The 569-nt window shown below is 43.1% G+C and carries 1 protein-coding gene and 1 pseudogene; both read right to left on the bottom strand.

Annotated elements, in window-relative coordinates; all coding sequences use genetic code 11:
- Nucleotides 1-208, bottom strand: a pseudogene (locus ETB99_RS14625) (hypothetical protein); the annotation flags it as partial.
- 11 nt (nt 209-219) lie between these two features.
- Nucleotides 220-569 (bottom strand): winged helix-turn-helix domain-containing protein (locus ETB99_RS14620; protein WP_171700937.1); only part of this gene is annotated, 350 nt, incomplete at its 5' end.

The raw sequence follows: 569 nt of genomic DNA, 5'->3' as shown, positions 1-569 counted from the left end.
ATAAAACGAAAGAAACAATCGCCCCAACAGCTTCCCCTACAAACGATAAAAAGGTGCCTTTCCAAAAACCGAATACCGCCAAGTTAGCTGCAGTGAGAAATACGCTCGGTACAACGCCTAAAATACTGATCACAATATTGATCGCAATACTAATGAGATAAGCAACGCTTTCATATGTATGAAACAATGTAATGAGCTTCTCTTCCATTTCTTTTTACCTTATCCCCCCCATTTATATCCTACACCCCAAACGGTTTGCAGAAATTGATCGATCGGAAAACCGGCTTGGCGGAGCTTTTCGCGAATATTTTTCACATGTGAATCGACAGTTCGTTCTTCCGTATTGGCGTTATACCCCCATAATGTCACGATCAGTTGCTCTCGACTAAATACGCGATTTGGATTTTTGAGAAAAAGTCCTAAAATCGCAAACTCTTTTGGCGTGAGAAAAATATCGTGCCCAGCGTATTGAACTTTATGCTGCCCCTCATCCCAAACTAAGCCATGAAACTCCAGTTTCGTTTGTTTTCCGACCGAACGGCGCAATACCGCCTCGATCCGAGCGAGCA

The organism is Anoxybacillus sp. CHMUD (assembly GCF_013096965.1).
Lineage (GTDB): Bacteria > Bacillota > Bacilli > Bacillales > Anoxybacillaceae > Anoxybacillus > Anoxybacillus kestanbolensis_A.
This window is presented reverse-complemented; position numbering and strand designations above follow the sequence as displayed.